General features: G+C 30.5%; 18 protein-coding genes and 1 riboswitch. Of the genes, 3 read left to right on the top strand and 15 right to left on the bottom strand.

Annotation, left to right across the window (positions count from 1 at the left end; genetic code table 11):
- Window positions 1–234 precede the first annotated feature (234 nt).
- The gene (abc-f, locus tag ACI48Q_RS14535) at window positions 235–2,148 is read left to right on the top strand and encodes a ribosomal protection-like ABC-F family protein (RefSeq protein ID WP_474919836.1); all 1,914 of its coding nucleotides are present in this window, start codon (window positions 235–237) and stop codon (window positions 2,146–2,148) included.
- A 133-nt stretch (window positions 2,149–2,281) separates the two neighbouring features.
- Here the strand turns inward: abc-f and kamE are convergent, their stop codons facing one another.
- The 14 genes from kamE to tsaD all read right to left on the bottom strand — a co-directional run bounded on the left by kamE (window position 2,282) and on the right by tsaD (window position 19,867).
- Window positions 2,282–3,070, bottom strand: a complete 789-nt coding sequence (gene kamE, locus ACI48Q_RS14530; RefSeq protein ID WP_474919835.1) for a lysine 5,6-aminomutase subunit beta — start codon at window positions 3,068–3,070, stop codon at window positions 2,282–2,284.
- A complete protein-coding gene (kamD, locus tag ACI48Q_RS14525) occupies window positions 3,070–4,626 on the bottom strand; it encodes a lysine 5,6-aminomutase subunit alpha (RefSeq protein ID WP_474919834.1) in 1,557 nt (518 codons plus the stop codon). The genes kamE and kamD overlap by 1 nt, the downstream gene beginning before the upstream one ends.
- Complete coding sequence (kamC, locus tag ACI48Q_RS14520; RefSeq protein WP_474919833.1) at window positions 4,616–6,094, bottom strand: lysine 5,6-aminomutase reactivase ATPase KamC; 1,479 nt, start codon at window positions 6,092–6,094, stop codon at window positions 4,616–4,618. Before kamC ends, kamD begins: the two co-directional genes overlap by 11 nt.
- A gap of 1 nt (window position 6,095) precedes the next feature.
- The gene (gene kamB / locus ACI48Q_RS14515) at window positions 6,096–7,121 is read right to left on the bottom strand and encodes a lysine 5,6-aminomutase reactivase subunit KamB (protein WP_474919832.1); all 1,026 of its coding nucleotides are present in this window, start codon (window positions 7,119–7,121) and stop codon (window positions 6,096–6,098) included.
- A 28-nt stretch (window positions 7,122–7,149) separates the two neighbouring features.
- Window positions 7,150–8,397: a lysine 2,3-aminomutase gene (gene kamA / locus ACI48Q_RS14510; RefSeq protein ID WP_474919831.1), complete on the bottom strand. Its 1,248-nt coding sequence runs from the start codon at window positions 8,395–8,397 to the stop codon at window positions 7,150–7,152.
- A 68-nt stretch (window positions 8,398–8,465) separates the two neighbouring features.
- Complete coding sequence (gene kdd, locus ACI48Q_RS14505) at window positions 8,466–9,503, bottom strand: L-erythro-3,5-diaminohexanoate dehydrogenase (RefSeq protein WP_474919830.1); 1,038 nt, start codon at window positions 9,501–9,503, stop codon at window positions 8,466–8,468.
- 70 nt (window positions 9,504–9,573) lie between these two features.
- Window positions 9,574–10,398 carry a 3-keto-5-aminohexanoate cleavage enzyme gene (kce, locus tag ACI48Q_RS14500; RefSeq protein ID WP_474919829.1) on the bottom strand — a complete coding sequence of 275 codons (825 nt, stop codon included), beginning with the start codon at window positions 10,396–10,398 and terminating at the stop codon, window positions 9,574–9,576.
- A gap of 63 nt (window positions 10,399–10,461) precedes the next feature.
- Window positions 10,462–10,842 carry a 3-aminobutyryl-CoA ammonia lyase gene (gene kal, locus ACI48Q_RS14495; RefSeq protein WP_474919828.1) on the bottom strand — a complete coding sequence of 127 codons (381 nt, stop codon included), beginning with the start codon at window positions 10,840–10,842 and terminating at the stop codon, window positions 10,462–10,464.
- Between the two features lie 161 nt (window positions 10,843–11,003).
- Window positions 11,004–11,181, bottom strand: a riboswitch (Lysine riboswitch).
- 425 nt (window positions 11,182–11,606) lie between these two features.
- Window positions 11,607–12,146: a hypothetical protein gene (locus tag ACI48Q_RS14490; protein WP_474919827.1), complete on the bottom strand. Its 540-nt coding sequence runs from the start codon at window positions 12,144–12,146 to the stop codon at window positions 11,607–11,609.
- 163 nt (window positions 12,147–12,309) lie between these two features.
- Entirely contained in the window at window positions 12,310–13,164 is an 855-nt protein-coding gene (locus ACI48Q_RS14485; RefSeq protein WP_474919826.1) for a formate/nitrite transporter family protein, read from the bottom strand.
- Window positions 13,165–13,249: 85 nt separating this feature from the next.
- Window positions 13,250–14,260, bottom strand: a complete 1,011-nt coding sequence (locus tag ACI48Q_RS14480) for a beta-propeller domain-containing protein (protein ID WP_474919825.1) — start codon at window positions 14,258–14,260, stop codon at window positions 13,250–13,252.
- 289 nt (window positions 14,261–14,549) lie between these two features.
- Window positions 14,550–16,577: a urocanate hydratase gene (locus ACI48Q_RS14475; RefSeq protein WP_474919824.1), complete on the bottom strand. Its 2,028-nt coding sequence runs from the start codon at window positions 16,575–16,577 to the stop codon at window positions 14,550–14,552.
- A gap of 50 nt (window positions 16,578–16,627) precedes the next feature.
- On the bottom strand, window positions 16,628–18,601 hold the full coding sequence (locus tag ACI48Q_RS14470) for an aminopeptidase (protein ID WP_474919823.1): 1,974 nt from the start codon (window positions 18,599–18,601) through the stop codon (window positions 16,628–16,630).
- 243 nt (window positions 18,602–18,844) lie between these two features.
- The gene (tsaD, locus tag ACI48Q_RS14465) at window positions 18,845–19,867 is read right to left on the bottom strand and encodes a tRNA (adenosine(37)-N6)-threonylcarbamoyltransferase complex transferase subunit TsaD (RefSeq protein WP_474919822.1); all 1,023 of its coding nucleotides are present in this window, start codon (window positions 19,865–19,867) and stop codon (window positions 18,845–18,847) included.
- Window positions 19,868–20,318: 451 nt separating this feature from the next.
- Between tsaD and ACI48Q_RS14460 the strand changes: the two genes are divergently transcribed.
- Window positions 20,319–20,960 carry a RusA family crossover junction endodeoxyribonuclease gene (locus ACI48Q_RS14460; RefSeq protein WP_474919821.1) on the top strand — a complete coding sequence of 214 codons (642 nt, stop codon included), beginning with the start codon at window positions 20,319–20,321 and terminating at the stop codon, window positions 20,958–20,960.
- Window positions 20,961–21,064: 104 nt separating this feature from the next.
- The gene (locus ACI48Q_RS14455; protein ID WP_474919820.1) at window positions 21,065–21,655 is read left to right on the top strand and encodes a DUF4230 domain-containing protein; all 591 of its coding nucleotides are present in this window, start codon (window positions 21,065–21,067) and stop codon (window positions 21,653–21,655) included.
- Here ACI48Q_RS14455 and ACI48Q_RS14450 read toward each other — a convergent pair.
- Window positions 21,615–22,805, bottom strand: coding sequence for an MFS transporter (locus ACI48Q_RS14450; RefSeq protein ID WP_474919819.1), 1,191 nt, complete (start codon window positions 22,803–22,805; stop codon window positions 21,615–21,617). The two genes, ACI48Q_RS14455 and ACI48Q_RS14450, sit on opposite strands and share 41 nt — an antisense overlap.
- Between the last annotated feature and the right edge of the window lie 31 nt (window positions 22,806–22,836).

Below are 22,836 nucleotides of genomic sequence, written 5' to 3'. Positions count from 1 at the left end.
TATACTCATAACTTTTATTTATTTATTTCTTATTATTATATAATACATCAACTATATTATACTATAAAAATTTGTACGTATTCTATATTTTTTTATAAAATTCAACATAAACATTGATATTTTAAAAAAATTTCCATATAATTTCTATTTATATAACAGTATTGGTTAATATTTAACAAACAATTTAAAACTATAGATATTCATGTTAAAATATCTATAGGGACGGTGAATAATATGATAGTTTTAAGTTGCAAGAATATAACTAAATCTTATGGAATAGATGTGATATTAAAAGATGTAACCTTTAATGTTAATGATGGAGAAAAAATTGGATTAATTGGAGCAAATGGCGCTGGTAAATCAACGCTTTTTAAAATATTAACCTCTCAATTAGAATATGATTCTGGAGAGCTTTTTATTGATAAATCTAAAAACCTTGGTTATTTATCTCAAAGCTTATCATTAGAATCTAATAATACTATATATGATGAATTACTATCTATTTTTAAAACCTTAGTAGACATGGAATTAAAGCTTCATGATTTAGAACTAAAAATGAATGAACCTTATGATGCCTCTAAAGAAGATTATCATAATAAAATAATTAGAGATTATACAACCTTAACTGAACTTTATGATAATAGGGGTGGATATACTTACAAAGCAGAAATTAGTAGAGTATTAAGAGGTCTTGGCTTTACTGAAAATGATTTTGACAAATCAATAAATATACTTAGTGGCGGCCAAAAAACTAGAGTTGCTCTCTGTAAGTTACTTCTTACAAAACCAGATATACTGCTCCTAGATGAACCCACAAACCATTTAGATTTAGATGCTATAGAATGGCTTGAAGGATATTTAAAAGAGAATAAAGGTACTATCATAATAGTATCTCATGACAGATTCTTTTTAGATGCTGTCACTGATAAAACTTTAGAGTTAGTAGGTGGTAAAGTAGATATATATAATGGTAATTACACAGCCTTTGTAGACTTAAAAAAGAAAAATCAAGAGATATTGATGAAAGCTTATGATCTTCAACAAGTTGAGATTAAACGTCAAGAGGAAATAATAGCTAGATATAAATCATTTAATAGAGAAAAGAGTGTAAGAGCCGCTGAAAGTCGTCAAAAATCACTTGATAAGATAGATAGGATTGAAGCCCCTATAACAATTGAAAAAGCATCTAAAATTAAATTTGAAACTCAAATTAAAAGTGGTAATGATGTTTTACATATAGAAAATTTAAGTAAAAGTTTTGGTGAAAAACTACTATTTAGAGATGTCTTTATGGATATTAAGCGTGAAGAAAAAATAGCACTTATTGGAGAAAATGGTCGCGGAAAAACCACTTTATTTAGAATAATAATGGATAAGATAGAAAATGATTTAGGCATTAAAGTTCTTGGTAAAAATGTATTTGTCGGATATTATGATCAAGAACAATCTAATCTCAATAATGATAAAACTATTATAGACGAAGTTTGGGATGATTTTCCCCATATGACTACTACTGAAATTCGTACTTCGTTAGCTGCTTTTTTATTTACAGGAGAAGATGTTTTTAAAAATATATCCACCCTTAGTGGCGGTGAAAAGTGTAGAATTAATCTTCTAAAATTAATGCTCTCTAAGTCAAATTTTTTATTACTTGATGAACCTACTAATCATTTAGACATTATATCTCGTGAAGCCTTAGAAAATGCTATTTTAAACTACGATGGAACTATACTTTTAATATCCCATGATAGATATTTTCTAAATAAAATTATAAATAAGATATTTGAATTAAATGAAGATGGAATAAAAGAATATTTAGGAAACTATTCTTATTATGTGGAAAAAAAGAATAATCCAAATAGATTCGAAGAGTTTGAAGAATATAATGGATTAACTAAAACGCAAATAAAATTGGATAAGAAAAAGAAAAAGGAAGTTGAAAAAGCTGAACGTGAAAAAAAGGCTTATATTAAATCTCTAGAAGATAAAATTGCCTTGCTAGAAGAAAATCTTGAAAATCTTCAGGGACAGCTTTGTCTAGAAGAAATCTATTCGAATCCTGAAAAAAGCGTAGAAGTAAATAATCAGATTCATGATACGGAGAAAAAATTACAGGATCTTTATGAACAATGGGAAGAGCTAGTTTAAATGAAACATTCGGTACTTTCTCTATAATACATAAAAAGCATGGTGATATTTCACCATGCTTTTCTCTATTTAAAACCCCATCATGTAAAAAACCTATTTTTTCTTATTCAATCCTTATTAGCTTAGTGTCCAGTTAAGCTAATTTTCTAGCTACTATCTCAGTTACTGAGAATGTTGCAACATCATCAGCATATTTTCCTGGTCCAAATCCAGCATCATATCCAAGCTCTTTTGCAAGCTCGTGAGTTATTCTTGGACCTCCACAGATTAATACAACTTTATCTCTTATACCTTCTGCTTCTAAAAGCTCAACAAGGTTAGTTAAGTTTTGGATGTGTACATCCTTTTGAGTAACTGTTTGAGATACTAGAAGTACATCTGCTTTTAATTCAATAGCCTTCTTAATAAACTCTTCGTTTTCAACTTGGCTTCCTAAGTTGTAAGCTTCTATCATATCATATCTTTCAAGTCCATAATGTCCAGCAAAGCCTTTCATGTTCATGATAGCATCTATACCAACTGTATGAGCATCTGTTCCTGTTGAAGCTCCTATTATAGTAACAGGTCTTCCTATATTTTCTTTTATATATTCTCCTACTTCTTTCATGTCCATAGTATCAACTTCTACTGTTTGAACGTGAATTTCTTCATAGTTTACAGTATGTTCTAATGATCCATAAACAACATAGAAGGTAAACTCTTTATCTAATGCTCCATGGTGAGCAACGTTTGGATTTCTTAATCCCATAGATTTAGCAAGTTGTACTGCTGCCTCTATTCCTCTTTCATTATCTTGAACTGGAAGAGTAAAGCTCACTTGAACTTTACCATCATTCATAGTATCTCCGTAAGGTTTAAGCTTGGTTAAATCCAAGTTCGTATCAAAATCCTTTTCTTCAGTTGAATATAATCCACCGCTCATTATTTGTTACCTCCTAACATTAATTCTATGAATGGGTTCAAGTATGCATTTTCTTTTTCTACAACACCATCAAGGCCCTTTCCTCCATTAAGTGGTCTCTTAATTCCAGCAAATTTACCTTGCTCTAAAGTCTTGAATAAGCCTTCTTTTTCAATTTCTTCAATTAAATCAGCAGCTTTATTTAAAACTTCATCAGTTCTTTTTTGCATGATTCCACCATCTTTGAAAGTTATCTCTGATCCTAAATCTTTCATTGTGCTGAATATATATTGAGCGTTATCTATTGAAAGAGCTCTATCACTCATGAATGGAGTGTGTATAGCCTCTGTTAACATTCCTAGTAAGTGTAACTTCTGTGAAGTTAATATTGTTACCATGTTAAATAATGTATCTTGAACATGTCCTTTGAAAACATCTCCAGTTTTGAATTTAGTTGGTGGCATGTATTTAAGTGGTGCTTTAGGGAATATTTCTCTAGCCATTTGTGCTTGAGCAAGCTCATAAAGGAATCCATTTTCAACTTTTGGATCTATTTCGAATGCGTGTCCTAAACCCATTTGCTCTTCTGGAAGTCCTGCACATAATGCAAATTGCTCATTGATAAATTGAGAAGCAAGAACTGTATGTGCCTCTTCAACAGCATCTGCTGTTGTTAAGTAGTTATCTTCTCCTGTATTGATTATAACTCCAGCATAACCATTGATTATTCTTGAGAAATATTGGTCAACTATTGTTCTTTGCATGTTGATATCTCTGAATAGTATTCCATATAATGCGTCATTAAGCATTACATCTAGTCTTTCAAGAGCTCCCATTGCAGCAATTTCTGGCATACATAATCCTGAACAGTAGTTACATAATCTAATATATCTTCCTAACTCTTCTCCAACTTCATCAAGAGCAGCTCTCATTAATCTGAAGTTTTCTTGAGTAGCGAAAGTTCCTCCGAATCCTTCTGTAGTTTCTCCATATGGAACATAGTCAAGTAAGCTTTGTCCAGTTGTTCTTATAACAGCTATAACATCAGCACCTTGTTTTGCTGCTGCTTTTGCTTGAATTATATCTTCATATATATTTCCAGTAGCAACAATTACATATAGGTAAGGACCTGTTTTGTCGCCAAATTTTCCAAGATATTCTTCTCTTTGTCCTCTGTTATTTTTAATTCTTTCAACTGTAGCTTTAGCTATTTTTTCTACAGCCATTTTTATTTCAAAAGCATCTTTCACAGGAAGTTTTGTTAAATCTATTTCACCTTTAGCAACTTTTTCTGCTATTTCTTGTGCAGAAAGTCCTGTATTAACTATAGCATTACCTATAAAATAAGATGCTCCTAAAGATAATCCATTACCTTTTTTAATATTCTCTACTACTACGTTTGGTAGTGGTACTCCAAATTCATCTACACCATCTATTCCTAATAATCTACATACAGTTCTTTCAACTGCTACTGTAGTATGTCTATCTATAAACCCTTGAGTGTCTTTAGCTATATTCTCAGCAGATTTTCTAGCTCTTGCCACAACTTCCCAATTTAAATTTAATTTACTTTCCATGGCTCTCCTCCTCATAATAAGTTTTAGCTATATCAATTATATCTTTTTCAAGTCCTAGTAACATTGCAATATTCAATGCATCTTTAGGTACCATATTGTCTTTGGATACCTTTTCTAACTTATACTCCATATGTTCCTGTATTATTTCTACAGAGTGAGTCTTATTTAAATCTATTTTATATTTTAATTTATTTAGGTCGATATTTTTAAGTCCAACAACCTGATAATGATCCATCTGCTCCTCAACTACCCCGTCGTAGTGAGTGGATATCAAGCTTGCTGTATTAAACTTAGCCAAGTAATTACCTAGTGATTTAACTAAGTAAAATCCTTCTTTAGGATTAGTTCCCCTAGCAAATTCATCTAAGGCTACAAAGCCATCTCCCCTCTTTACGCACTCAACAACTTCTTTAAGCTTAATTATTTCTGCTCCGAAGGTACTTAAGCCTTTAGAAATTGATTGCATATCATCTGATATAAAGTGTATAAAATCAAATATTGGATAGGATGCTTCTTTAGCAAATACAAAGAATCCCATTTGTCCCATAAATAAATTTAAAACTATGGTCTTTAGTGCAACACTTTTTCCTCCCATATTGGCCCCTGTTATTACAGTCGTTCCGCCTCTTAACTCTATACCTACTGGAGAGAACTCTTTGCCCTTCTTCCTGAGTATAGATTTAATTTCTGGGTTAAAAGCATCTACTATTCTAATATTCATATCCTTGACAATATTAGGCTTAACGCATCCATGATTAATAGCTAAAGTAGCTTTTGCTATTAATAGGTCTAATATACCTATAACTTTAAGATTTTCGTTTATATACTCAGTAAAATGAGAAATATCAGAGGTTAGCTTTTTTCTTATCCTCAGCTCTTCTTCTTCTTCTCTTATTACTATGTCTAATCTCTCTTGTTTTAGTTCTTCTATTTTATCTTCATCAGTACATGCGTAGATTTCTCTTTCCTTCTTCTCCTTAAGTTCTCTAATTTCTTTAAGAACTTCACTATATGCTTCGTATATATAAAAAGTAGGAACTCTTTTCTTTTGTGGATCAAGAATATCTAATACTTCTTCAAGGGAATGTATTTTTATTTTACTAATATGTAAATCTATGTTGTCTAATACTGCCTTTAATTCACCTATTAACATTGAGAAATATTTTAATTCATATAACTCAACTTCATCTAGCGTTTCTCTATCTTTACATCTTTTTATTGTGCTTCTTATATCCTTTAGCTTACAAAATACTCTTCCTATTTCATTAAATTCGGAATGATATTTTTTTATTGCTACAATCATCTTTTCAATGTTATTTAACTCTTCTATAAGCTCATTATTCTTATTTATTCCATATGGTTTTATAAGTTTTTTTTCTTCCAAACCATATACAGTGGTTATGCTTAATGAATCCATTACGAAGGAAAATCCTATTTGAGCTCTTTGTTCATTGTCCAAAAATTTCATACTATTCTTCTCCCTTTACATTTAATACTGGTATGTCAACAAGCCTTCCAAGTTCCTTTAAGAATATATCCTTTGGAAACTCATATCCATAAGGAGATTTAGGGTTAACTGTAATACATACTACATTAATTTTATTCATCACTTTTATTTGTCCACCCTGCTTTTGAAACTTATAGAGAGTCTCTCTTGTTAAAAATATTTTTGTACCATCTTCTACTAAAAGAGTTATACCCTTATAAAGATTTGTTGATTTCATGATATCATCTACTAATTTATCTGATACCACTCCCTTTATAACAATATAAGCTACTTGATCATTTAAAGTTTCTACTATTTCTTTCGAAGCTTCTAATGCTGTATTAAGCTTTAAGGTTTTATAATAATTATTCTTGAAAATAACTCCTATATGACTTTTATTGACTATATCATTAGCTATGTTAATTATTTCACTATCTTGTTCATGGGGTAAACTCAATAGATCAACTGTGTGTTTGGTTTCTTCTATAACCTTTCTCATACTATTAGATAATGATGCTCCTGTTGACAAAACAGTTGCTTCTGTAATAGATGGCGATGCAAAGGTTTTTCTGCTCAACGCTCCATCTATAATCACTAAATCACAATCTAGGTCTAAAAGATCATCCTTAATATCACACATATATGAATTAACAGAGGGTCCTCCTAAATCAATATATCCGTCACTAAGAGCTCTACAAATGATAACTTCACCCATAGGCGTATTTATCCCTGTTGATTTAATTATTTCTTTAGTTATATCACTATTAAAAAGGCATTGTTTTGCAGTTGCAACCACTGTGCCCTTTTCAATATATATCCTTGGTTTTTCCGTAGCAGTAACTCTATCTAACTCTTCTCCATCTCTTCCTATGGAAGATAGGCCAAGGGACAAATTGCCCCTTGCCTCTTTTAGTATATGATTTAACGTAGTAGTTTTTCCTACATTCTTACTCATCCCTATAATTGAAACACTTTTATAAGGACTTAGTAATTCTAGTAATTTATTCATAACTACTCAGTCACTTTCTAAATTTATTTTAGTGAGCGTGTCTTTCGTTTCTCTCAAGACCTACTGGTTCTAAAGCCATTTGCTCTCCATTTAGAAGTCCTGCAACTCCTGTTTTGTGAACTTTTTTCTTACCTGTACAAACATCACAAGTACATCCTGGAGTGTAGTGTGTTGGCTCACTATAAGTAGTAATAACACCTTCAAAGTTTCTTAATACCACTTTATCATGGCTTTGAGAAATTACGTAATTTGGCATTACTGGTGTTTTTCCACCACCACCTGGAGCGTCTACAACGAATGTTGGTACGCAGTATCCTGATGTATGTCCTCTTAATCCTTCAATGATTTCTATTCCTTTAGAAACTGGAGTTCTGAAGTGCTCAAGTCCTAAAGATAAGTCACATTGATAGATGTAGTAAGGTCTTACTCTCATTTTAACTAATCCATGCATTAAATCTTTCATTACGTGTACACAGTCGTTTACTCCTCTTAAAAGAACTGATTGGTTTCCTAGAGGTACTCCTGCATTAGCTAGTTTCTCACAAGCTGCTATAGCATCTGGTGTGATTTCGTTTGGATGGTTAAAGTGAGTGTTTAACCAAATTGGGTGATACTTCTTAAGCATATTTACAAGATCATCAGTTATTCTTTGTGGCATAACTACTGGTGTTCTTGAACCCATTCTTATTATTTCTACGTGAGGGATTTCTCTTAGTTTTTTGATGATATATTCTAAAACTGAATCATCAACTAATAGAGCATCTCCACCTGATAAAAGAACGTCTCTTACTACTGGTGTATTTCTGATGTATTCTATAGCTTTGTCTATTCTTGCCATTGGCATACAATCATCTTGTTGTCCAGCGAATCTTCTTCTTGTACAGTGTCTACAGTACATTGAACATTGGTCAGTTATTAATAATAATACTCTATCTGGATATCTGTGAGTTAATCCTGGTACTGGAGAATCTGTATCCTCGTGTAGTGGATCTTCTAAATCTGCATCTGCTTTATGAGTCTCAAGTCCTGTTGGTATAGCTTGCATTCTTACTGGGTCATTAGGATTGCTAGGATCTATTAAGCTTAGGTAGTATGGTGTTATAGCCATTCTTAAAGTCTCTAAGCATTTTTGAGCTCCCTCTTCTTCGTCAGCTGTTAACGGAATATACTTCTTTAATTCTTCTAAAGTTTCTATTCTGTTTTTAGTTTGCCATCTCCAGTCATTCCATTGTTCATCTGTTGCATTTGGAAATAATTCATGTCTACGATTAATCATTTTCGAATCCCCCTCGAATTTTTATAATTTTTCTTTATAAATCTATAATTAATTAAAACATCTAGCAATTAAACATATAATTCTTTAAATATGTTTCTTAAAGTTTCATTCTCTCTTAACTCTTCTAAAGTTATTTCAGCGTGTCCTTTAGTATATCCGTTTCCTACTATCATAGTAACGTCTTTACCAACACCCTCAGCTCCTAAAGCTGCTTTTGTGAAGCTTGTAGCCATTGAGAAGAAGTAAACTATTCCATCATCTTTTACTGGTAATATAGTTGACATTTCTGTGTTTTGAACGTTAACTATGTTGATAGATACGTCAACTTCTTGTCCATTGTTATGAGCTAAAGCTGCATTCATTACGTCAAGGGCTTTTGTAGCATCTCCTATAACGATTTGCATTCTTAAACCTAATCTTCTTAATCTTGCTGCTTCTTCTTCATTTCTTACTAATCCTATAACGTTTCCAGTTGGTCCTACTCTTTTAACTGCTTCATAGCAACATAACATTCCTGATTTTCCTGCTGCTCCTAATAAAAGAACTGATTGACCTGGTCTAACTAATTTAGCAACTTGAGCTGGAGCTCCTGCAACGTCTAATGCTGCTAATGCTAAAGTTTCTTCCATATCTTCTGGTAATTTAGCATATAATCCACTTTCGAATAATATAGCTTTTCCTTTGATTTCTACTCTATCGATGTCTGGTTTAACATCTATTATTTCATCAATTTTTAATGGAGTTAATGAAAGAGATACTAATGTAGAAATTTTATCTCCAACTTTAAGGTCTGTTTTTCCTTCTAAAGCTGATCCGATTTTTTCTATTCTTCCTATTAACATTCCGCCTGATCCTGTTACAGGGTTTTGCATTTTTCCTCTTTCTCCAACGATTTCAAGGATTTTTGCTTTTATTTTCTCTACATCATGTCCTGCTTCCTCTTCTATTTGAGTAAAGCTAGCTGAGTCAACGTTTAAAGCTTGAACGTCGATTAATATCTCATTGTCATATATATCCATATCGTTATCTATTTTTAATGCTGGTTGTGGTAAAACACCTTGTGGGTTAATTACTCTATGAGTTCCGTATTTACATCCTTTTTTCATTTCTATTTCCCCTCTCTTTTTTAAAGCTCCTTTTTTAAGATGCCTTAAGTTAAACTTCTATTCATCTATCTTATAGTTGTTTTAATCCTAATATTTCTCTTGCTTCAGCTGGAGTTGCTATTTCTCTTCCTAATTCTTTAGCTAATCTAACAACCTTCTCAACTAATTGTGCATTTGTGTCAGCCATTACACCTTTTGATAAGTAAACGTTGTCTTCAAATCCTACTCTAACATGTCCACCTGATACTATAGCTGCTGCTGCTAATGGGAATTCATATCTTCCTATTCCTGCAACTGCGTAAGTGCTTCCTGCTGGTAAACTTTCTTTCATAAATAAGAAATCTCTTAATTCTCCAGATATTCCACCATTAACTCCCATTACAAAGCTAAAGTGCATTGGCGCTTTTATAAATCCTTTTTTATGAAGTCTTATAGCCATATCTATCATGCTTTTATCAAAAACTTCAATTTCAGGTTTTACATTATTTTCAATCATCTTTTTACCAAATGCTTTTATATCGTTTTCAGTATTAACAAAGATTTCATCTCCACCGAAGTTACAAGTACCACAATCTAATGTAGCCATCTCTGGGCATAAATCTACAGGTTGAAGTCTCTCTTCATTGCTCATTCCAACAGCTCCACCAGTTGATGGTTGAATTATAGCATCTGGACATCTTCTTCTGATCTCTTCTATACACTGTCTAAATCTTTCTTTATCTTGAGTTGGAGTTCCATCATCTTGTCTTACATGAAGATGAATTACACTAGCTCCTGCTTTGTAAGCCTTTTCAGCTTCAATTCCTATTTCTTCAACTGTATATGGAACACTAGGGTTTTGCTCTTTAGTAACCTCTGCACCACAAATAGCTGCAGTAATTATCAATTTTTCCATTCCCAAATTCCTCCAAATTATGTTAAATAATTAACAATTTTTTTATAAAAAATAACTTATTTATTACTTTCTTTTCTTGTCTTTAGGAACTACACATGTTCCAGTTGCTCTACATACAACTATTGGTTCTTCTAAAAGATCACATGCAGAATCGTTGATATCAGGTCTTGGAACTATTACTTTTCTAGCTTCGAAAACCATTTTTCTTGAACTATTTCCTACGTGTACTATTTCCCCAACAGCTTCGATGTAATCTCCTGCATAAACTGGAGCCATGAATTCAACGCTATCATAAGCTTTAAATAATCCTTCATCTCCATCGTTTAAGATTAACAATTCAGTAGCAACATCCCCAAAAAGTTGTAACATTCTAGCTCCATCTACTAGGTTTCCACCATAGTGTGCGTCGTGTGAACTCATTCTAAGTCTAATTAATGATTTCATTGTAAATTTCCCCCTCTACACAATTTCATATTAAAAACTTTATGTATTTTTAGTGTAATAATATAATTTCACTAAAATAAAAAATGGTGTTGAAAAGTTCAACACCATTAATACTATCACTCTACCCTATAGAGCTCTATCAATGTAATGAACTTTTTCATTACATAAATAGCCCTCCATTAAAGTAATGGCAGTGGTACACCCTTTGGATTTACCCCCAAGTAATACATTTAGAAACTAATGTATTCTTTCGGCCTTCATATAATTCATCTGTGATATTTGGTGTTTCTCCCATTAGCATCCACAAACTACCAATATGAAAGCGCCTCTATTTATGTTATTCAATTTTTATTGAAGTAAATCTTAAATAAATCTTATTACAAAAATTATTATAATACTTATATTTTTATAATGCAATACATTTTTCAAATTTTTTTAACTATTTAATTAATTATATTATTGTAATTTTATAAAAAAGTGAGAATAAACATAATATTTGCTAAATTGCCTGTGTTTATTTAAATTCATATGTTGCTCTTATTCACTTTGTCGTAATATGTTTTTAAAATTGTCTTGTATATAAGATGTAATTAAAGTTCCATATTAAATCAAATATCTTAGCTATGATTTATACTAAGATATTTAGTTAATATAAAATGTCATTATTACAACTTATATAAATAATTTTATAACCTATATGACATAAAATCAAAACCATAATTTACCTTAATTCTAATTTTTACGTTTTTTTATTTACAAAAAATTTAAAATTTATCTGCATAAATCTCATCGCCTAAATTACTCCATAATAAGGCTGTATCATAAAAAGTTTTGTCAACAATATAAATAAGCTGATTATATTCATCGGATGTCCATTCAAATTTTCCTTTCAAACACCTCTGTATGTACTGTTTAAAAAAACTTTTAAATTTGTTCTCTATGCATATTACTCTATTATAATTATTTTTGTCATACATAATTATATAAATATGACTTTGACTCATCAAATTAAAAATTAATTTTAAGGAATCTGGATTGTTATAATCAAAATAAAATTTATAATATTTATTTACATATTTATTTTTTATATTTATAACTAAATATTGAGCTAATACTCTACTATACTTTATAAAGGCACCTTTAATTCTGACTTTAGGTTTCTCATCACTTTTAAAATAGTCTCCAAACTTATCCTTAATAACTAACAGTGTGATTTTCTTAAAATTATTCCTATCTTCTAAAAGTACGCAAGAATTATTAGGATAATTTTTCATCACCTCATCTAGGTTTTTAGGCCCCTTCATATATTAAGCCTCCTCGGTAGAAATTCTTATATTATGCTGAAAATTTCAAAAATACTGTTTAATTTATATAATATGACATAAATCTTAAAAATCCTCCTTTATAAACACTTTCCAAAAAAACAAAAAGCGTCATATTAATTTAAAAATTAATATGGCGCTTTTATTATGCTGATAATTTTTCTTTTGACTTCGCAGTTTGTTTGGAAGAGTTTCCTTTATATATAAACCAATAAGTCAATCCTATTAAAACAGATCCACCTATTATATTTCCTAATGTTACTGGTAATAAATTCTTAAATACACCTATTATATTAAGTTGCTCTAATTTTTCAGGGGCTACGTGTGATGATTCAACAAATATTGGGTTCATCTTTGCTAATAATCCAATGGAGAAATAATACATATTAGCAACACAGTGCTCAAAACCAGCTATTATAAATGTAAATATAGGAAAAAATACCATTAATACTTTTCCAGTTACATCTTTCGCAGCATAACTACCCCAAACACATAGAGAAACTATTATATTACATAGTATTCCACTAGCTAATGCAGATCCAAAACTTAAATTGGCCTTAGTTGCAGCTACTTTAATTGCATACCCACCTACATTTCCTGTATCTAGAAGACCTGCAGCATTAATCAATACTGCTATAAGTATTGCTCCAATAAAATTTCCTATAAAAACCAGAATCCAATTCTTTAACATCTGCCCTGTAGTTATCTTCTTTTCAGCCCATGCTACACTTAGAAGTGAATTTCCAGTAAAAAGCTCAGCTCCACAAATTAATACAAGCATCAATCCAACTGGGAAAACAATACCTGCTACTACCTTTTGTAATCCTACATTATCAACACTGTGTGATGCTACCGATGCTCCATATGCACCTAATGCAATAAATGCACCTGCAAGCACCCCTAATAATAATGTTTGAACAGTTTTATTATTAGCTTTTTTTATACCCATACTCTCCACATAATCTGTAACTTCTGCTGGTGTAAGTATGCTTTTGTTCATATACGCTCCCCCTCATATTTAAAATTTATCCACGGATAATTATATGAGAGGATATAATTAATGTCAATAAAATTAGCATTGTTATCTAAAACCAAATTATATTCTCTATATTAAGCTGTTGAATTACATTATCCTTTGTATTTATTTCGCTTTCAAATACTTGTATTAGAGCTTCATTAAGTTTTTCAATCACAATCTGAGGTGGCTGTTTTTTATCATCCTTATATTTTTCTTCTATAAATTCTTTACCATTAACTTTATAACTTTTATCTTCTGATAATATATATAACTTATCTTCTTTATCAAATACTACATCCCCCAATATTTCATATGGCTTCTCTATTCTTTTTATATTGCTTATATTATCTCCTACAAGATCTCCTACATATAAATAGTCATTAAAGTTTCCCGTATCCACATTATATTTAGAAGTTATAAATGCTATCTTCTTCTTATCCTCAGATATTACCCCTGCATAAAATTGTTCATTTTCATCCTGAAATTTATATATTTCTTTTTTCTGGATATATATACTATTTGCATTATTAATTTTATCAAACTTGCTATAAATAATACTATCTCCATTATTTACAGTTCCAATAATTAATCCTTCAACAGAATTTACAAGATCATCTTTATATATATCATAAACTAAATATCTTGATTCATTTGGATTTAAGTGTAATGCAATAATAATTCTATTATTATTTACCCAATCTATATCTATAATATTATATTTCCCCTTATTATCTATGATTAAAGTTTTATATTCTCTACTCTCCATATTGTATATTTCTATATGGTCATTAACATCATCCTCCAGTTCTTTATATTTGAAGGCTATATTTTTACCATCTGGACTCAAGGCCGAAAATTCCTTTAGTTTTTCTATGTTACCAACTGGTTCTAAATAAGGTTTTTCACCATTATAATATAAATAAATATTATCATTTTTTTCTAACATAGCACCTTTATAGGTTTCTTCTTTTATCTCATTTTTATTAGAACACCCTACCAATACAAGAAAACAAAAAATACCTATGATTAATAAGCTTATATTTATCTTAAAAAAATCACTTTTCAACTTGATTTTCATTAAAATTCACCATCTATCCTTCTACATCCATAATGCATATCTAAAATATTATACTCTCATTAAATACGATATTCAATGAACCTTCGTTATCTATATAGTACTAATTTACATATTCTTAATATATAAAATTTCATTAATCTTTGAATTTTATTTAAGTACCATTTTCTAACAATGTATATAGTATAAATTTTTATTTATATCTATACTTTACCACTAATTTTTTAAATTTTGGTGACAAAATAGTTAAAGATGCGAAAAGTTATTTACTTTTCGCATCTTACTAAACAAATTATTTATTCATTGTATTATTAACTATACTTCTTACTAAATCTTCATCAGCTATAAATGGTAAGGTAATGTGATCTGTTTTTTTGTTTTTTTCATTATATTCCATACTAGTCTCAATTGAGTGAGGATTCCTTGCCCAAGCTCTTCTAGCAACTCCACTCATAACATCCCAAGCCATAGAAGATTTAATTATTTCATCAACTCTTTCGCTTCCATCAAGTACAAGACCAAAACCTCCATTTATAGATTTACTTGTACCAACTCCGCCGCCATTATGAAGAGCTATTAGACTCATTCCCCTAGCAGCATTTCCTGCAAAACAGTGTATAGCCATTTCAGCCATCATATTACTTCCGTCTTTAATATTAGAAGTTTCTCTGAAAGGTGAATCTGTGCCACTAACATCATGATGATCTCTACCAAGCATTATTGGCCCTACTTCTCCATTTCTAACCATATCATTAAATTTAAGAGCTATATCCATTCTTCCTTGTGCATCTTGATAAAGAATTCTAGCTTCAGTTCCAACTACTAATTTATTCTTCTCTGCATCTTTAATCCAAATGTAATTATCTCTATCTTGTCCTCTTCTATTTGGATTTATGCACTCCATGGCAGCTTTGTCTGTTTTGATTAAGTCTTCATGATCATGACTTAGGCATACCCATCTGAATGGTCCATACCCATAATCAAACAGCATAGGTCCCATAATATCTTCAACATATGAAGGATATATGAATCCATCTTTTTCATCTACTCCATTTTTTGCTATATCCTTAGCTCCTGCATCATATACAGCCTTCATAAAGGAATTACCATAATCAAAGAAATAAACTCCTCTATCAACTAATTTTTTTATAATTTCATAATGTTTAAGTAAAGTTTTGTCTACTAACTTATTAAAAGTTTCTCTATCTTCTTTTAAAAGTCTAGTTCTTTCTTCGAAAGATATACCCATTGGAGCATATCCTCCCTCATAAGGTGCATGGCAAGAAGTTTGATCTGATAATAAGTCTATGTGTATATTGTTATCTAGAATATATTGTAGTAAATCCACTATATTTCCATGATAAGCAATGGATACAGTTTCTTCTTTTTTAACTTTATCATCAACTATTTTAAATATTTCATCTAGGTTGTCTGATGCTACAGAAACCCAGCCTTGATCTAATCTAGTTTTAATTCTTGAGTAATCAACCTCCGCTACAATTCCAACTCCATTTGCTATTTCTATAGCCTTAGGTTGAGCTCCACTCATTCCCCCTAATCCAGAAGTTACAAATATTTTTCCTCTTAAATCTCCATCCTGAGCTATTCCAAGCTTTAATCTTCCTGCATTCAATATAGTATTAAATGTTCCATGAACTATTCCCTGTGGTCCTATATACATCCAGCCTCCCGCAGTCATTTGCCCATAGTTTGCCACTCCTAATTGGGTTGCTAGATGGAAATCTTTTGGATTATCAAACATGCCTATCATTAGTCCATTAGTTGTAATTACCCTTGGCGCTGTTTTGGAGCTTCTAAATAATCCCAATGGATGTCCACTTTGGATAACTAAGGTTTGTTCATCAGTCATTACCTGTAGATACTTTCTTATTAATCTATATTGCATCCAGTTTTGACACACTTGACCTGTTTCACCATAAGTTACAAGTTCATAAGGATAAAGTGCTACATCAAAGTCCAGATTATTATCTATCATAACTTGAAATGCCTTACCTTCTAAACAATTTCCAGTATATTCATTTATTGATTTACCACTTAAATTTCCTTCTGGTCTAAATCTATATCCATAAATTCTTCCTCTGGTTAAAAGCTCATCCATGAATTCTGGAGCTAACTTCTCATGGTATTTTTCTGGGATGTAACGCAGAGCATTTTTTAGAGCAAGCTCTGCTTGTGCTTGATTTAAAGTAAAGCCTCTATCCGGCGCTCTTCTAATACCTTCAACAAATTTAGGCATTTCTGGAATCTTATCATTTAACTTAACTATCATTGCATTCTCAATATCAAAATTATTTATCATTAAAATTCCTCCCATTTTAAATTTAATTATTGATGATTTTCAGATGAATATTAATTATTAAAAGGTTCATTTAATTCTTCTGTGCCTTTAAGAATAAATCTTCCCTCTTTAATTATTTCTATTACACCACCATTTTTCTCTATAGCATTTATAACCCCTAAGCTATCGTAAGGAATTGTAATATCTGTATGGCAACCGGTGTATGCTTTCTCTATATCTACTTTTCTCAAAATAGATTTTTCATTATCCTTTGCTACTATCTCTTTACCATCTAGTGGATTGTAAGTTTTTTCATCTTCTCCATAAGAGAAACAAGTATCTCCAATAGCAAAATGTGGACCCATTTTTTCTACGATAAGTATTGGAAGTATATTTACAATACCATACTTCTGAGCTATAACATAAGCTAATGTATTAGTTCCTATAGCAAACTCTCCCAATGGTAAAGTTTTATTGGGGAATAGTAGGTTTTCCTCTATATATTTTTTGTTGTCTTCTTCACCTTCAAAGTTTGAACAATTGTATTCTTTTATATATCCATCCTCAAATAAAAGTTGTAAATCACAATACTTTAAATTATCTAAATAAACCTCTTCTACATGAAGTAATCCATTTGTACCTTTTAGAGTTGGTGAAGTAAACACCTCTCCTACTGGTATATTCACCTCTGCTACACAATTTTCAAAATTAGTTTCCTTCTCAGGATTCTTTATGTCATGCATTTTAACCATTATGTCTGTTTTATTAGTTCCTCGTCCTTTAACATGTATAAATTCACCCTTATCTAATGCATTTATTATATGTTGTTGGATTTTTTCCCACTTATTAGAATCTAAGGTATTTATCTTCATAGTCTCTTCAAATATTACTTCAAATTTCTCTCCAATTTCTGGACTTGGGAAGGCTATTATTGTAAAAGTATTTTCTTTAGATGGAACATATCTATCTTGGATAACCCTAAGTCTCCCTAAATGATTCTGATATAATGCAGCCCCCTCGTCAGTAAATTTTAAGCAGGAAGATTTACTCTCAGGAGTAAATGGTTTTTCTCCAAAGGTTTCAAAGTATGCACCTCCTGAAAATTTTCTAGCAGCCTCATTATTATTTTGAAAAGCTTCTTCCATCTTTTCCTCCCTGTATTTAGCTAGTTCCTTATCAAATATTAGTGAGATATCGAATCTATGATCGTAGGTATATTGCTTATTAGGCTCCGTAGAATTAACAAGAGTTAATACTGTAGTTAACCCATATTTGTGGAATTCTTTAATAATTTCTTTAACAATAGCTTCTTGTCCTACATAGTATATAACTTTAACGGAATCTTTCTTTGTATAATCTTTCTTTTCTCTTTTAAAGCTATCCATATATCCCTTCACCATGGTATATGCTATTTTGTTTACCTCTGAATAGTTGCTCAAAAACTTAGCTGTATTTATTTCATTATCAGAAATATATTTCCCATATTTAAACAAATATCTTAAATCATCTGCAGTACATGTTTCTACTATACCTTTATAATAGCTGTTTACATCTATTAAATCATTCACTTTATATTCCATGTCTATAGGTATAAACTCTTTTTCAAATTTTTTAATCTTCTCTAGTATATCTTTTGAATTAAATCCATTGTTCCATACTGAATTGCATATATCTATAAACAATTCATTTAATCTATCTATTTTTTTTACTCTATGAATAAATACTAAATCTATCACATCTGTATATTGCTTATATAAGTATGTTATAATTTTTCCTGATTCTTCTCCAAATTCTTGTACTGTATAATTAGGGTTCCCATAACTAGTTTTATAATTATCGCCAATGATATTAGTATAAATTTCTTGGTTTTCTTTTAAAAGATCATCAAAAGTTTTCTCTTCAAAGTACTTATCAGTTAGTTTAGATTCTAGTTCACATATTTTATAGATTCTATTAGCTAAAAATTTTAAAAAGCTTTTTTCCTTATTATTAGCCTCTAATAAACCTATATCTTTAATTTTAGATATCCATTTTATTTGACACATTATAAACCCTCTCTTCCCTATAAAAATCCCTCTATAAAAAAATTAACATATTCAGAAAATTAACACAACGTTTTAGACACTTTTTATTATCCCATTAAAGTGATAAAACAATGAACTATTCGCTATATATATTTTTTTATGACAATTAAAAAGTACCTAATATTAATTAAAATATTGGCACTTTATGACACCTTGCTGTAATTCCTATAACTCCATCTATATTTACTTTTCTTTAGATATGAATTATCTCTGACCCAACTTTAGGTTAGGAACTGCATTAAGAGTTAAATCAGAAGTTCTTCCTGCACAATACTCAAAATATGCCGCGCTACCAATCATCGCTGCATTATCTGTACATAATACTGGCGCTGGAAACAACACTTTAATTCCTTCACTTTCTCCTCTCTTCATCATTTTTTCCCTCAAATATGAATTAGAGGCTACTCCACCTGCAACAGCTATTTTATCTACATTTCTAAGCTTACATGCCTTCATTGCATTATCTACTAAAACATCTACCACAGCCTTCTGAAAAGAGGCAGCAACATCTGCTTGATTATAAACATCACCTTTCATTTGAAGAGAGTTTAAGTAATTAAGTACTGCAGACTTAACTCCACTAAAAGAAAAATCCAAACTTTCTTCATGAAAATTAGCTCTTGGAAATTTAATAGCATTTTCATTTCCCTCTTTTGATATCTTGTCAATCTTAGGTCCTCCAGGATATCCAAGTCCAATAGCTCTAGCGACTTTATCATAAGCCTCGCCTGCTGCATCATCTCTAGTCTCACCCATAACCTCAAAGCTTCCATAATCCTTCATATGAACAATAAATGTATGCCCACCTGATACCACTAGAGTAACAAATGGTGGTTCTAACTCCTTGTACTGAATGAAATTAGCACTTATATGTCCTTCTATATGATTTACACCTATAATAGGTATATTTAATCCATAAGCAAGAGCCTTGGCATACTGAAGTCCTACAAGAAGAGCACCAACTAATCCTGGTCCATAGGTGACACCTACTGCATCTATATCTTCAAAGGTTAGGTTAGCTTCTATTAGAGCTTCTTCCACCACTGCACTAATAGCTTCTATATGCTTTCTAGACGCCACTTCTGGAACTACTCCTCCAAATTTTTCATGTATATTAATTTGAGATGAAATCACATTAGACAAAACTTCCCTACCATCTACTACCACTGCCGCTGCTGTTTCATCACAACTTGATTCTATTGCTAAAATTTTAAAATTATCTTTCATATTTTCACCCACTTAATTTTTCAATAAAAATGCTAAAACTTAATTATTAATAATTATCTTCTAACAATCTTAAATAATTTATCATTAATTATTATTTACAAATTTCATAGATAAATTATACTTTATGTTATAATTTATATCAAATAATAAATAAATTGCTACGCAATTTATTTATTGAATTGCGCCCTAGTCCGCAGTGAATCGCTTCCTTCGGTCGCTAGTGAATTGCAGCAAGCTGCAGTGAATTGTTCGCAGAGAGTTACTCACTGCGTTCGGTAGAGATGCCTGTGCTTAGGAAAAGCTTTTCCCGGACGAAGTCACCCCTCTGTGCTAAAGGCGCACTCCACTGCAACCGCAGGTTGCAGTTCTCTGGCGAAGCTAATTCTCTGTGCCTTTGGCACAATTCACTGCGAACAACGTGAGCAATTCACTAAAAAAGTGAGGTATTTAAATGACTAAAATTAATTATGCAAAGGTTATTGTAAAAGGCTCTCCCATTTCAAAATCTAACTTTAAGCTTTTCAATAGCAGTAATAGAGCCATTCTGCCTTATAATTCAGGCAAATATCATGATAGATATGCCTTATATGAAGAAGAAATAGCTTATGAGTCTAGAATTCAAAATCCTGGTGTAACTCTTAGTGAATCCTTAATTGCAATCTTAAAGGTTTATTATAAAAGCGAAAAGAGACATCCTGATACTAACAATATAACTAAGAGTATATTTGATGGTATTGAGAAAAGTGGTCTTATAATAAATGATGCTCAAGTTAGAAGATTAATAATTGAAGAATTTTATGATAAAGAAAATCCTAGATTTGAACTAGAACTATTTGGAGAAAGCTCCTATTCTATTGATTACAACATAATACCTTTATCTATTAATAAAACACCCATAAATTATGAGCCTCCAAGTAATAAAAAAAATTCTTCTATCTGTAAAGCTATAGTTCCAAAAAATATTGAAGAAGCACCTATTAAGACAGAGGAAATTTGTTACATCTGTTCAAAACCTGTGAATAAAATGGATAAAATGTCTTGTAATGGTGGCAAAAGTGTAATCTGTAGAAGGTGTTTCAAAAAATTGTTTTAGAAGTCATTACAAAATGACTTCTTTTTTTTCTTTATAGTAATAATATTTTATATTATTTATCATAAACATTAAATAAATCCTTATTGTAAAGAGGTGATAGGTTTATGAAAATCAATAAGCGCTCCTTATTCTATTTTAAAATTATTTTTGCATCTACAATAATACTTATTTGTGTTATTTTTTTCAATTCGCTAACAGTAAAAAACAATCTTAAAAAGAAAAATGAATTAGTCTCTGAAAAACTTATTTCCATCTCTCAATTAGCCACTACTAAATATAAATATTCGAATGTTATATCTATAAAAGATTCTTTAACTCTAAAAAATATTACTATACCTTTTACAGAAAAATCCTTTGTAATTAAGTATAATGGGTATGTTACAGCTGGAGTAGATTTAAGTAAAGCATCTTTTACTATAACTGATAATGTATTAACCATAAGTATTCCTCACTGTGTAATCCTATCACATACCGTAAATGAAGATGAAATATTTATTTATGATGAAAAAACTTCACTTTTTAACAAGCTATCAATAGATGATATGCTAAAAGAAATAACTATGGAGAAATCAAAAACTGAGGAAAAATTGTATAACGAAGAGTTTTTAGATGAAGTAACTATAGATACTACATCTTTTTTAAAAGAGCTCTTCTCTAATGTTGGATTCTCAAACGTAAATGTAAAAATAGAATAAAGGTAATTAAACTTACTCCCAGTATAACAAAGCATAAATTTAACGATAAAACTTCCCCAATGAATCCCATGATAGGAAATGTAATAATCATAAATATACTAAAGCACATGCTTTGTATTGATATTAATGTAGCCCTTTGAGGTGATGGAATTAGTTTATTTATATAATCAGAACTTATAGGATACAGCATTGCATTAAAACATTGGATAATTATGAATCCTATTATAGCTAACATCTTGATTTTTATGCTTAGAAGTATTAACCCAATTCCCATAATTATAGGAATTATATAAATAATTCGTTTCTTAAATAGTTTATGTAGTCTATAGGAAATTTTAGACCCTAGGGCACAAAATATGCTAGATACTACAAATAATGTGGCTATATTAGTTCGACTAAGCCCCATTAAACTAAAAAATTGTTGAGAATAAAAATAGGATGAAGTACCTGTCATAAATACTATTTCAAAATAAACCATAAATAATACTAAATCCCTATTACTTCTAATGATTTCAAAGCAATCTTTAAAATGTTGTATGAAATTTACTGATATTTCTTTTTTCTCTCTAACAGTAGGTTCCTTAAACATAAATGAAATTCCAAGTACACAGATACTAATAGTTGAAGCTATTATATAACATAGCGCAAAGGATTTATCAGACAATACCCCTCCAATGAATACTGCTATTCCTTGAGCAATTTCAATTATAAAGTTAAGTGTTCCATTTATCTTTATATATTGTTCTTCTTTGTTCATTAACTTTAAACTATCATAAACTAGAGCTTCTTCAGATCCAGAATTTAAATTGTATGATAACGCTGATATTATAAATCCAATAGTAAATCCTAAAAAAGAAGTTGAAAACAGCATAATAATTGAAGATACAGCTGACATTAAACGTCCTATAACTATAGTTCTCTTCCTACCCAATAAATCTGCTATAGCTCCGGTTGGTACCTCACATATAAGGCTAGTTATATGAAAAATAGCTTCAATAATTCCTATTTGAACTAATGACATTCCTTTATGAGATAAATAAAGTACCCATATAGCCGAAGACAAATCCAATGATGTTAAAAATCTATATAAATAGTCTACTCTTATATTTTTCTCTAAGCTGGTTTTATAATTTTTATTTTTGCATAACATAGTAAATCTCTCCTTAATATTAGGTATATGA

Source organism: Clostridium sp. LXY-7 (assembly GCF_056172015.1).
This window is presented reverse-complemented; position numbering and strand designations above follow the sequence as displayed.